Below are 12,791 nucleotides of genomic sequence, written 5' to 3'. Positions count from 1 at the left end.
TATTAGAATACATTATACGACTCTAATTACAAAATAGTTTTTCTTTCCTCTTTGAAGTAAAACAAATTGATCATTAATCAAATCATTAGAAGTAATAATATAGCCTTCTTTTATCTTTTCTTTATTTACAGAGATAGAATTCTCCTTAAGAGCTCTTCTTGCTTCTCCATTAGACTTCAAGAATCCTGTATGTTCTGCTAATGCTCCAATAATATCTAATCCAACATTAATCGAATCTTTAGAAACTTCAGTTTGAGGAACTCCTTCAAAAATATCCAGAAATGTAGCCTCGTCTAATCCTTTCAAGTCTTCAGAGGTAGATTTTCCAAATAATATATTAGATGCTTTGATCGCATTATCCAAATCCTGCTGAGAATGTACCATAATGGTAATTTCTTCTGCTAATTTTTTCTGAAGAATTCTCTGATGTGGAGCTTCAGCATGCGTAGTAACTAAGCTTTCGATTTCTTCTTTGGTCAAAAAAGTAAAAATCTTAATATACTTCTCAGCATCCTCATCACTTGTATTTAACCAGTACTGATAAAACTTATATGGCGATGTTCTTTTAGCATCTAGCCATACATTTCCTCCTTCAGATTTACCAAATTTAGACCCATCAGACTTAGTAATTAACGGACAGGTTAATGCATATCCTTTTCCTCCACCGATACGTCTTATTAACTCCGTACCTGTAGTGATGTTACCCCATTGATCGCTACCGCCCATTTGTAGCGTGCATTCGTGTTCTTTGTATAAATGCAAGAAATCATATCCTTGTACCAATTGATATGTAAACTCAGTAAAAGACATTCCGTCAGAAGACTCCGAAGAAATTCTGTTTTTTACAGAATCCTTTGCCATCATATAATTTACTGTAATATGCTTACCTACATCTCTAATAAAATCAAGAAATGAAAAATCTTTCATCCAATCATAGTTATTAACTAATACGGCAGCGTTAGCAGCATCACTCTCAAAATCTAAAAACTGCGCTAACTGTGATTTTATAGCATCCTGGTTGTGTCGTAAAGTTTTTTCGTCTAGAAGATTTCGTTCTGCTGATTTACCAGAAGGATCTCCAATCATTCCAGTGGCACCACCGACTAATGCAAAAGGTTTATGACCAGCTCTCTGATAATGTGCTAACAACATGATAGGTACTAGATTTCCTATGTGTAAAGAATCTGCAGTAGGATCAAACCCTACATATGCCGCTCTCATTTGTTCCATCAGGTATTCTTCTGTACCAGGCATAGCATCGTGCAACATCCCTCTCCAGCGTAGTTCTTCTATAAAGTTTACAGCCATTATAATATAATTCAATTAGACGCGGCAAAGATAAAAATATGGATTATATAGCACTATGAATAACTGAGAAATCGTTTTATCAACCTAGTCTTTTTATAACTCACTCAACTCAGCTTTCAGTTGCATTGCTTTTTCTTTGTAGATTCCATTATAATTAATGATTTCTTTTAGGATCTCTAAAGATTTGTTGGTCTCTCCTAACTTAAGATGTGTAAGTGCACGATACCAATTCGCAGTTTCACGATATCTACTTGCATCACTTATCATTTCAAACTGTAGTAATGCTTCGCGTTCTTTTCCTGTATTAAGATAACTATTGCCTAGATACAACCTAATCCGTTCTGATGTAATAAAAGAATTAGTTTTCTCAAGTTTAGAGATTACCGAATCATAATTACCTTCAGAATAATTTTTAACGATTTCCTCCCATTCGTTTGTGGTATCTCCTCTCGTAACATCCTCTACCGGATATGGTTTATAATAAGAAGCATACAAATCCGAAAAATTATTTGTCTTGTTCAAGTTATTCCATAACAGTGTTCCTACTCCGAGTATAATAATAATAGAGGCTGCGATTTTCCAATATGAAAAATAGGTATTACTTCTAGATTGTTCTTTTTTTATTTCTGCACTGATTTTTTGTAATTTCTCTTTAAAATCAAGTGTATCCTTATCACTCAACACTTTATGTAGCTCTCGTTGCTTTTCTAGTTCACGTTTAAGTTCAGAATCTTCAGCCATTTCTTTTTCAAAAGCAAGCACTTCTTCTTTGGATAATGTCTGAGTAAGATACCCTTCTATTTTTTCAAATAACTCCTGAGTCCTTTCCATATTATGATTCTTTTTCAGAAATTATTTTTAACTCCTGATACATAGGATCTTTTTCTATATTATCTAACAAAGATTTTTTACACTCAAATTTCTTTTTTCGTGCATATCCTTCTGCATATCCAGTAATACGCGCTATTTCTTTCATATTATTACCTGCAAAAACTAAACTTAACACTTCTTTACACGCATCACTTAATCTAAGAAAGTATTTGCGATACACCTGCTCCCGTTCTTTTTTTTCTATATCTTCTATGATATATTGTTCTGATTCTTCATTGACCAGTATTAACTCACTATCAAAGATTAGCTTTCTTTTTTTGCGCAATCGACTCCTCCAAATATTCTTACAAATAGCATAAAAATAAGTTCGTATCGAAACATTAATATCTAGTGTATCTGATTTTAGTTTTTGATACATCACTACCAACGCATCCTGAAATACATCTTCTGCATCTTCCTCTTCTCCAGAATTCTGAAGAATATAACCTCTGATATAATTGTAATTCTTTTTATAGAAAGCTTTTATAACTACCTCATCTCCGGATATAATTCCTTCTAAAATTTTACGTTCCTTGGGGTTATTCATAAGTTAATGTCACCAAACAGTGATGTGTTACCTTAAATTTGTAAATTTTTTTTTACAATGTAAAAGTAACATTTTTACATTCTTTGTTATTAACAAATATAGAATTACCTTATGAATCGTCCAGAATATTTTTTCAATATGACAAAATATGTGCTTTTTACGCTAATAATATCATTGAACTATGTTCATGGACAAAGTGTAAATGATACGATTCTAGCCTCACAATATTTTAATAAAGCGGACTCTCTGTTAGCTGATAGAAAACTAGATAATTCTATTGTATATTTTAAAAAGGCACTACCCTTATACAAAAACGCGAAAGCATGGAAAAAAGTAGCTAATTGCTATAATGAAATAGCTTATATTCAATTCCAACTCCAAAAACTGGATTCATCATATTTTGCTGCAAAAAAAGGTCTTGACATAAGCGAAAAGCACCTTCCTGAAAACTCTATCGAAAAAACCGTTTCGTATGAATACATTGGAAACTATTACGAAATAAAAAAGTCTGATATAGAGACTGCTCTAAGTTATTATCAAAAGTCCTATGGAATAAAAATGAAAATCTTACCTGAAAATCACATAAGTTTTTCTTCTACACTCACCAATTTGGGATTCATTTCATATTCTAAAGGAGAATACGATAAAGCAATAGAATATCATAAAAAAAGCTTATCCATAAAAAAGCGCCACAAAAAAAAGAATTCAAATCTATCATATAGTTTAAATGAAATTGGAAGAATTTACATTGCAAAAAAACAACATACTAAAGCATTAGAATACTTCAAACAATCATTAACTATTTCTATCGAAACTTTCGGCTCCAACAATTTAGAAGTAGCTACTAATCTAAATAATATTGGCGTCGCCCTGCGCGGAAACAAACAATACAAGGAGGCTTTAATAAAATATAGAGAAGCTTTGCAGATATATATAAAACTATATGGCGATAAGCATATAAGAGTATCCAATTCCTATTATAATATTGGACTCATCTATTATGATTTGAAAGATTATGATAAATCTCTCGATTTTTATAACAAAGCTTTAAACATAAGATTAAATAAGCTTGGAGAAAATCATCAATATATAGCTAATTCATATTTTCTTATTGGTATTAGTTTTGATGGAAAAAAAGAATATGAAAAAGCATTAATAAATTACAAAAAAGCAGTACGTATCAATTTAAATCAATCCAGTATTAATCATGGAATGGTCGCAAACATTTATAATTATATTGGAAACACTTTAAACAAAACAAAAGAATTTTCTGAAGCCATAACGTATTATGAACATGCTTTAAATACAAATTCCATTTCTGATAATAGAAATTTACATTTTTTTGACTCGAATATTGCTTTGGAAACTTTACTTTTCAAAGCTAAAACCTTTCAGAGTTACTATCCCGATAAAGACAGTATCCAAAGCCTTGAAAATAGTATTCGTGTTTACCAAAAAGCGGACACCTTAACAAACAGTATTAGAGGAACCTTAAGTAATTATAAGGATCGAGTAACTTTTGCTAACAAAGTTAAGGAGATTTATCAGGGTGCTATTGATGCTCAATTACTTCTTCATAATCACAATCAACATAAAGACGCAATACATCAAGCATTTCTGTTTTCAGAAAAGAGCAAAGCTAATACCCTAAAAGGACTACTAAATGATGCTAACGCAAAAAGTTTTGCAAGTTTACCTTCAAAACTTGTGTCATTAGAAAAAAAATTAAGAGAAGATCATGCTTTTTATCAATCACAAATCACCAAAGAGCGTTCTAAACAAAAAACAGATCACAATAGGGTATCGGATTATGAAAGCAAACTATTTACAACTACAAGAAAACAAGATTCGTTAACAGAAGTCTTGGAGAAAAACTATCCTAACTATTATCAGATAAAGCATCAAATTGAGATTATTTCCGTAAATGATATTCAACAAAAGTTGGATAACAAAACTACCTTTTTGGAATTTTTTGTTGCCGATAGTACAACCTATGCCTTTACGATTTCAAAAAACAAAATTGGTGTAAAAAAACTTACTACCTTAAAACTTACAGAGAATATAAAAAAATTAAGAACATCTATTACTGATAAAAACAATGTTAACTATAAAAGCAACGCACTTAAACTTTATCAACAATTAATCAGTCCCATCAAGAATCAAATCGAAGGCAATAACTTAATTATCAGTCCTGACGGACCATTATGGCATCTTAATTTTGATTTACTCCTTACACAAGATGACACCTCTAATAATCCGAAGAAATTATCATATTTATTAAAAGACTATACGATTAGCTATGCTAATTCTGCTAACCTTTTGTTTACTCCTTTCAAAAGCAATGAAAAATCCAATAAACTAAAGGAATGTCTAGCATTTTCATTTTCGGATAGCACCAATATTGTTACAAGTAAGACCCTTAGTATGGCAACCCTAAGAAATACTGGTGATGACCTACCGGGAACTCGCAAAGAAATCAAAAGTATCTCAAATATTATAGATGGAAATTATTTCTACGGATCTGAAGCTGTAGAGACTAACTTTAAGAAAAATGCTAGTCAGTACAGTATTCTTCATCTAGCATTACATGGTGAGGTAGATAATGAACGACCAGAAAATTCTAAACTATTTTTCTCACAAAGCAAAGACACCATAGAAGATAATCTATTGTATAGTCATGAATTATTTGCTTTAGATATACCTTCAGAATTAACGGTATTAAGTGCTTGCAATACGGGTACAGGTCAAATTGCCAAAGGAGAAGGTATCATGAGCTTAGGAACTGCATTTCAATATGCAGGAACTAAAAGTTTATTATTAAGCAGTTGGGAAGTATCGGATCAAACTACACCAGAATTGATGAAGTATTTCTATACTAACTTAAAAGCAGGCATGGATAAAGCAAAAGCTCTAAGACAGGCAAAGTTGCAATATTTAAATACTGCTGATATTAACCGTACACAACCATTTTATTGGGGAGGTTTTTATCTGATTGGAGATACCAATCCAATTCAATTTAATACTAACTACAGTCTATATTGGATAACTGGAATAATCATATTTGTAATACTATTTTTGAGCATCGTTTGGTTCAGAAAAAGGAAAGCTTCTTTTTAAAGAAGTAAAATAAAATATTTATTACTAATTGTTTACATTAGTATGACAGAATAAATACTATGATATTAGTTACCGGAGCAACAGGTTTAGTAGGCACGCATTTATTAATCAAACTGGTAGAAGAAAAACATCAGATACGTGCTTTATACAGAACAACTGCTAAAAAAGAATATGCAAAAACAGTTTTTTTACAATGTTCTAAACCCGAAAACCATAATGCTTTTGATGCCATTGAATGGATACAAGGAGATCTTAATGACATTCCAGCACTAACCACTGCTTTTGAAGGAATTACTCAAGTGTATCATTGTGCAGCTATGATATCTTTTAATCCATCTCATTATAAAAAACTACGCAAAATAAATATAGAAGGAACTGCTAATATCGTAAACCTATCACTGATCCATAAGATACAAAAGCTTTGTTATGTAAGTTCTATTGCAACTTTAAGTGAAAACACTTCTCAAAGTTCAATTAATGAAACTGCCGAATGGAATCCTGAGGTTTCTGATTCTGTCTATGCTATTACTAAATACGGTGCAGAGATGGAAGTATGGCGTGGAACTCAAGAAGGACTTAACACCGTAATTATAAATCCCGGTATCATTATTGGTCGTGGTTTTTTTAATTCTGGCAGTGGATATCTATTTAAAAAAATCTACAATGGAATGAAATACTTCACTACAGGAACTACAGGATATGTAGGTGTTGATGATGTAGTAAAGATCATGCACCGTCTTATGAATAGTGAAATAAAAAATGAACGATATATCTTAGTGAGTGAAAACTTAAGTTTCAAAAATGCGTTTACTCTAATTGCTGAAGCTCTTAATAAACCTATCCCCAAAAAGAAAGTTTCTCCTTTTCTGATGAAAATAGCATATCATCTGCAACAGTTTAGTCATTTCTTTTTCCGAACCAAACGATCCATATTCAAATCCTCAATAAAAAGTGCTTTCTCTAATTCTTTTTATGAAAATGAAAAAATAAAAAAAGAACTTACTTATAGTTTTACACCTGTTAATAAAGCAATAGAAACTACTGCTTCTTTTTTCCTGAAAGAGGAATAGGTTTTGGTTTATTTCTTTTCTTGATTGCGTTTTCTATCTCTTCTTCTAATAAAAATTCTTTATCAATAGAGGATTTTTTTTCGAGTTTGACGCCTTTTGTTGCTCTTTTAATAGAATCCTTTATCTTTTGTATTGAATCTTCTTCCTTTTTTAGTTTTTCAAATTTGACTTTTGATTTCTCAAGGTTATTTTTCACCCTTTTAAAAATCTCTTCGTATTCATCTAATTCATGTATATACCATCTATTATTTTCTGCAAACACTAAACTATCTATACCGTGTTTTTTTAAGATATATGATTCAGGGTTTATCTTTTCAATATCAAAAACCTTTTTATAACTTCCTTTTGCAGCTTTTACAAAAGCAATATCAGTTAGTAACTCTACCATTTTATCTTCTGTGAGTAGATTCTCCGGCTTTTGTCTTTTATCTAAACTTTGACAAGAAAAAACAATAAGAGCTAAAGAAAAAAAACTATATACTATTCTTTTTTTCACACATTTAAATTTTATCAATTAATCACAAGTACGTCATAAAGTTGAAAATATCTCTAACCATTTTCTTCAGCAAAGAAATTTTTAAAAAATTCCTAACACCTCTTTTATCGGTCAAAAGTTAATCGTTGTGCGTTCTTAACATCATAGAACTTAAAATTCTTATACACCAAACTTCCATTCACAAAAGTATGTGTAATTCTTGATTTAAAGGTAGTCCCTTCAAATGGAGACCATCCACACTTATAAGCTATATTGTCGTTATTTACAGTCCAGGGAGCATTAAGATCTACTAACACAGCATCTGCACAATAGCCTTCTTTAATATATCCTCTTTTCTCTACCTGAAATAAAATTGCAGGATTATGACACATTTTCTCTACAATTTTTTCTAACGAAATTTCACCTTTATGATAAAATTCTAACATTGCAGGTAATGCATGTTGCACTAAAGGACCTCCTGAAGGTGCACTTGTATATACATTATCTTTTTCTTCTTTCGTATGTGGTGCATGATCTGTGGCAATTACATCTAATTTATCATTAAGTAAAGCTTTAAATAATGCCTTTCTATCTTTTGATGTTTTTACTGCAGGATTCCACTTTATCAAAGTTCCTTTTTCTTTATAATCCTCATCAGAAAACCAAAGATGATGTATACAAACCTCTGCAGTGATCTTTTTATCTTTTAACGGAATCTTGTTCGTAAACAATGCTAATTCTTTTGCCGTAGAAAGATGAAAAACATGCAATCTGGCACCTGTTTTCTTAGCAAGTGCTACCGCCCTAGAAGAAGATATATAACAAGCTTCTTCGCTTCTAATAATCGGATGCATCTCAATAGGTATATCCTCACCATACTGCTCCTTATATTTAGCCGTATTATTTTTTATAGTCTCTTCATCCTCACAATGTACCGAAATTAGTAAATCTGTAGACGAGAAGATTTTTTCTAGTACTTCGAGATTATCTACCAACATATTTCCTGTAGAGGAACCTAAAAATAACTTAAGTCCTGCAACCTTTTTCCGATCTACCTTTAATATCTCTTCTAGATTATCGTTAGTACCTCCAAACATAAAAGAATAGTTGGCATAACTGGTTTTGGCAGCTATTTCGAACTTTTCCTCCAGCTTTTCTATAGTAGTTGTCTGTGGGTTTGTATTAGGCATTTCAATAAAAGAAGTAATCCCGCCAGCTATTGCAGCTTTGGATTCTGTTTCTATGGTAGCTTTATGTGTCAGTCCTGGTTCTCTAAAATGAACCTGATCATCAATAACACCTGGCAAAAGATATTTCCCTTCTGCATCAAAAACTTGTACATCCGGAGATTTGGCACTAATCTGTGAAGCGATTTCTTTAAAAAAACCATTCTCTATATATACATCCCCATTAAAAATCTTTCCTTCATTAATAATGTTAGTATTCTTAATCAATACTTTATTCATGATCATATTTCATAACTATTAAACAAACTCTCTATTTTCATTCTTAACACCCCAAAAATTGCTTCAGAGATAATTCCTTTACTCATTTTAGAGGTTCCTCGTGTTCTATCGGTAAATACCACGGGAACTTCTTTTATCTTAAATTTTGACAGATATGCTTTAAACTTCATTTCAATCTGAAAAGCGTATCCTACGAATTTAATCTTATCAAGGTTAATTCTTTGTAAAACTTCTCTTTTATAACAAATAAAACCTGCCGTAGTATCGTGAATATTCATTCCAGTGATAAAACGAACATATTTAGATGCTAACCAAGATAGTAATACTCTGCTCATAGGCCAATTTACCACATTAACACCGGTAACATATCTCGATCCAATCGCTACATCTGATGTTCCTTTAGCGCAAGCATTATATAATCTTATCAGATCATTTGGATTATGCGAAAAATCTGCATCCATCTCAAAAATATATTCATAAGACCGTTCTAATGCCCATTTAAATCCGGTAATATATGCTGTTCCTAATCCTAACTTCCCTTTTCGTTCTACTAAAAAAAGATGTTCAGGATACTCTTCTTGCAATTCTTTTATCTTTGCTGCTGTTCCATCCGGAGAATTGTCATCTACAATCAGAATATTAAAATCACGCTGTAGCGCAAGCACATTTTTGATAATACGCTCTACATTTTCGATCTCATTATAGGTAGGTATAATTACTAATGCATCTACCATTTAAGGTGTTTTCAGGCAAATATAACTAAATAATCACTAGAATATTTTCAGTTTTTTACACTAATATTATGGTTTATGTATATATACTTGGTATTTAAATTAGTGTTGCATCTTATTTACGATACTTTATTTTATTATGTAATAAGTATGACTTAATTTTATCCTTTTCTAAGTATGGAAGTTATTACCAGAGAAATCATATCTACCGACTGGATTACTATAGTAATTCTATTGTGTTTTGCGCTTTTAGCAACAGCTAAACTTATGAATTCTGCTCGTTTTTCAGAATTTGTAATGCTCTTTAATACAAACAAGTATATAGTTCTTAATCAAAAAGGAAATAAACTATCTACTTTTTTTAATGGAATTCTAATTTTAGTTCAGGTTCTTTCTGTTTCATTATTCATATATCTATGTCTGGATGTTTTACAATGGCAATCAGATATGATTAACATTACACTTTACTTAAAGATAGCATCACTATATTTGTTTGTTTTAATCTGTAAAATTTTAGTAGAAAAAATAATTTCAACTATTTTTTCTATCGAAATTTTAATCGAAGATTATTTATTCTATAAATTATCATATCGTAATTTTTTGGGGGTAATATTATTACCTCTTAACTTATTATTCATTTATACTACGAAACCTTCAAAAATTGTTTTGATTGTACTAATAGCTTCTCTGGTGATTCTTAACTTAATCATCCTTTTTTCTATCTACAAGAAAAACGAAAACATCATTTTAAACCATTCGTTTTATTTTATTTTGTATCTTTGCGCACTTGAAATCGCACCCTATTTTATGCTGTACAAGCTAATTATATAATTTAGGGATACGTTTACAAATAAAGACTATATATGAAAGTGAAAACGATTTTGGTCTCGCAACCAGAGCCTAAAGTAGAAAATTCACCTTATTTCGAACTTGAGGAGAAAGAAAAGGTAAAAATTGACTTTATACCGTTTATTCACGTAGAGGGCGTAGATGCTAAGGAAGTGAGGCAACAAAAAGTAGATTTATCTCAATACACTGCTATTATTCTTACGAGTAGAAATTCTGTGGATCATTTTTTTAGAATTGCAGATGAAATGCGTTTTAAAGTTCCTGATTCGCTTAAATATTTCTGTCAGAGTGAAGCTGTTGCTTATTATCTGCAGAAATATGTGGTTTACAGAAAGAGGAAGATTTATGTTGGAAAACGTACATTTCAGGAATTAATGCCATTAGTTAAGAAGTATAAAAATGAAAAGTTTTTATTACCTTCTTCTGATAAGTTAAAATCTGAAATACCTGATACACTTAACACCCTAAAAATAGAGTGGAAACAAGCAATTTTCTACAAAACCGTGGTAAGTGATCTCTCTAATTTAAGAGATGTATTTTATGACATCCTTGTATTTTTTAGTCCTTCTGGAATTAAATCATTATTTGAAAACTTTCCTGACTTTCAACAAAAAGATACTCGTATTGCTGTTTTTGGAAACTCAACGGTAAAAGCTGCAGAAGAACACGACTTGATAGTAAATATTCAAGCGCCGACTCCTGAAACTCCTTCCATGACAATGGCACTTCAGAAATACATCAAAGAAGCAAATAAAAAATAAGCCAAGCTTTTTACATAACTAATAAAAAAGCCGAGAGTTCGTACTCCTCGGCTTTTTCAATTTCACGCAGATATAGAAACTGACTCACTTCATTATATCCCTTAAGTCAAGTACAAGAAAAATACATCAACCAAAATGTTTTCAACTCCAAAAAATATTCTGATTACAAAATTGTGTAAACACTCAATAAATATATTTGACTAGAGAAAATCAACTATTTATACCTGAATGTCCTTTTTAAAACAGAAATTCCGAATATCATTTGAAAATAAACAATTACAACAACTATAGCAGCGAAAATAGACGGATAAAATGTTTTTAGATTTTGTGTATTAAGATCTATAGATCTTAATAAATCAGTATACGTTAAGATTACATAGATGAAGAAGAGAATTAAGCTAGTAAGAAGCCCGATTTTTATTTTAAGCTTCGTTTTTGACAATATTTCTTTATAATCTTTTTGTTTACCTATTACCTTCATTATACTATTTTCCAATTCAGAATCAACTGCATATCCCGCTTCATTCTCTACAAGTATTTTACGTATGTTTTGATCTGTATTATTCATTATTTTTTATTATTATGTTGAACAGAAAGTGCGAGAAAACTTTTTCGTGCTCTATGTAGTAATACTTTTATATTTGATTTTGAAAAACCTGTTATTTTTTCTATTTCAACAATAGGTTCTTCGTGTAAATAATATAATTTCAACAACAAAGCTTCTCTAGGTTTCATAAGATTCATTGTCTTTGTAATTTCCATTTTCCTATCAGCTTTGTCAAAGCTCTCAACCGCTTCATTGAATGAAGTAGAATAGTCAAAAGGGTCACCCATGAAGGTAATGAACTCTTGAGTTCTTTTATTCTTTTTTAGAAATTTTAAAGACTCGTTTACTACAATCTTATACAGCCAAGTTGAAAACTTGGCATCTGATCTGTATGAACGTAAGGCTTTAAATGCCCTTATAAATGAATTCTGTACTACATCATTTGCATTGAATTCATTCTTTACCATAGAAATGGCAATAGAATATGCCATTCCTTGGTAGTTCCTAATGAAATACCCAAAAGCATTGGTGTCTCCAGAGAGCACTTTATCTATGTAGACATTGTCTGGTATAGAATTCAATTGCTCTTCTTTTTATTGATATTATAAGAAACCAGAAAACCGATTCCTCCAAAAAGTAATAGAAACCCAGGAATTATTACATATTCAGGAATTTCAGTATATGCACTAACTAAATAAGAAACGAAGATTCCTGTTGCCAGAGAGCATAAAAGTATCCCAATGTTTAGAAGAATAGTACCTGAATCTTTAAATTCTTCGTCTATCATTCCACTTTCAATTTTTGCCATACGCTCTATATGCTTACTTTTTATGATATAGAAAACTGAAAATACAACCGCTGCTATTAAGGCCATTACTACTATTGCTACTGGATCATTCATGTTTTTTTCATTTTAAGATTACTGTATACCCATTGGATACTTGAATTCTGATTAAGGTTACAAAAACTCAAAAAAAATAATTAATTGTAACCTTTTCCTATCTACAGGTATCACATTATCAGATTGAAAATTAATATTCAATAGAATCA

13 protein-coding genes are annotated in these 12,791 nt (G+C 30.9%); 4 read left to right on the top strand and 9 right to left on the bottom strand.

Features of this window, described 5'->3' with window-relative positions; genetic code table 11:
- Positions 1-12 precede the first annotated feature (12 nt).
- From tyrS to Q0829_RS25930, 3 genes are all read right to left on the bottom strand, one after another.
- A complete protein-coding gene (gene tyrS, locus Q0829_RS25940; RefSeq protein WP_298548630.1) occupies positions 13-1,308 on the bottom strand; it encodes a tyrosine--tRNA ligase in 1,296 nt (431 codons plus the stop codon).
- A 93-nt stretch (positions 1,309-1,401) separates the two neighbouring features.
- Positions 1,402-2,139, bottom strand: coding sequence for a hypothetical protein (locus Q0829_RS25935; protein ID WP_298548627.1), 738 nt, complete (start codon positions 2,137-2,139; stop codon positions 1,402-1,404).
- Between the two features lies 1 nt (position 2,140).
- Positions 2,141-2,725 carry a sigma-70 family RNA polymerase sigma factor gene (locus tag Q0829_RS25930; RefSeq protein ID WP_298548624.1) on the bottom strand — a complete coding sequence of 195 codons (585 nt, stop codon included), beginning with the start codon at positions 2,723-2,725 and terminating at the stop codon, positions 2,141-2,143.
- Between the two features lie 111 nt (positions 2,726-2,836).
- Here Q0829_RS25930 and Q0829_RS25925 point away from each other — a divergent pair, with 111 nt between their 5' ends.
- Both Q0829_RS25925 and Q0829_RS25920 read left to right on the top strand, forming a co-directional pair.
- Positions 2,837-5,842, top strand: a complete 3,006-nt coding sequence (locus tag Q0829_RS25925) for a CHAT domain-containing protein (protein ID WP_298548621.1) — start codon at positions 2,837-2,839, stop codon at positions 5,840-5,842.
- A gap of 59 nt (positions 5,843-5,901) precedes the next feature.
- On the top strand, positions 5,902-6,912 hold the full coding sequence (locus tag Q0829_RS25920; RefSeq protein WP_298548618.1) for an NAD-dependent epimerase/dehydratase family protein: 1,011 nt from the start codon (positions 5,902-5,904) through the stop codon (positions 6,910-6,912).
- Here Q0829_RS25920 and Q0829_RS25915 read toward each other — a convergent pair.
- The 3 genes from Q0829_RS25915 to Q0829_RS25905 all read right to left on the bottom strand — a co-directional run bounded on the left by Q0829_RS25915 (position 6,881) and on the right by Q0829_RS25905 (position 9,587).
- Positions 6,881-7,408, bottom strand: a complete 528-nt coding sequence (locus Q0829_RS25915; protein ID WP_298548615.1) for a DUF4296 domain-containing protein — start codon at positions 7,406-7,408, stop codon at positions 6,881-6,883. The two genes, Q0829_RS25920 and Q0829_RS25915, sit on opposite strands and share 32 nt — an antisense overlap.
- A 104-nt stretch (positions 7,409-7,512) precedes the next feature.
- Positions 7,513-8,853, bottom strand: coding sequence for a dihydroorotase (locus Q0829_RS25910; protein WP_298548612.1), 1,341 nt, complete (start codon positions 8,851-8,853; stop codon positions 7,513-7,515).
- Between the two features lie 2 nt (positions 8,854-8,855).
- Complete coding sequence (locus Q0829_RS25905) at positions 8,856-9,587, bottom strand: polyprenol monophosphomannose synthase (protein WP_298548609.1); 732 nt, start codon at positions 9,585-9,587, stop codon at positions 8,856-8,858.
- 174 nt (positions 9,588-9,761) lie between these two features.
- Between Q0829_RS25905 and Q0829_RS27640 the strand changes: the two genes are divergently transcribed.
- On the top strand, positions 9,762-10,415 hold the full coding sequence (locus Q0829_RS27640; RefSeq protein WP_366894051.1) for a DUF4271 domain-containing protein: 654 nt from the start codon (positions 9,762-9,764) through the stop codon (positions 10,413-10,415).
- Between the two features lie 32 nt (positions 10,416-10,447).
- Positions 10,448-11,194 carry a uroporphyrinogen-III synthase gene (locus Q0829_RS25900; protein ID WP_298548606.1) on the top strand — a complete coding sequence of 249 codons (747 nt, stop codon included), beginning with the start codon at positions 10,448-10,450 and terminating at the stop codon, positions 11,192-11,194.
- 214 nt (positions 11,195-11,408) lie between these two features.
- On the opposite strand, the gene Q0829_RS25895 is transcribed toward Q0829_RS25900, so the two are convergent.
- The 3 genes from Q0829_RS25895 to Q0829_RS25885 are packed head-to-tail and all read right to left on the bottom strand — an operon-like array spanning position 11,409 to position 12,642.
- The gene (locus Q0829_RS25895; RefSeq protein WP_298548603.1) at positions 11,409-11,762 is read right to left on the bottom strand and encodes a hypothetical protein; all 354 of its coding nucleotides are present in this window, start codon (positions 11,760-11,762) and stop codon (positions 11,409-11,411) included.
- A complete protein-coding gene (locus tag Q0829_RS25890; protein ID WP_298548601.1) occupies positions 11,762-12,322 on the bottom strand; it encodes a sigma-70 family RNA polymerase sigma factor in 561 nt (186 codons plus the stop codon). Before Q0829_RS25890 ends, Q0829_RS25895 begins: the two co-directional genes overlap by 1 nt.
- Complete coding sequence (locus tag Q0829_RS25885) at positions 12,319-12,642, bottom strand: DUF6249 domain-containing protein (RefSeq protein WP_298548598.1); 324 nt, start codon at positions 12,640-12,642, stop codon at positions 12,319-12,321. Before Q0829_RS25885 ends, Q0829_RS25890 begins: the two co-directional genes overlap by 4 nt.
- Positions 12,643-12,791 lie beyond the last annotated feature (149 nt).

The sequence above is a fragment of the uncultured Aquimarina sp. genome (assembly GCF_947492405.1).
Taxonomy (GTDB): Bacteria; Bacteroidota; Bacteroidia; order Flavobacteriales; family Flavobacteriaceae; genus Aquimarina.
The sequence above is the reverse complement of the archived record's forward strand: the minus strand, read 5'-3'. Positions and strand labels throughout refer to the sequence as shown.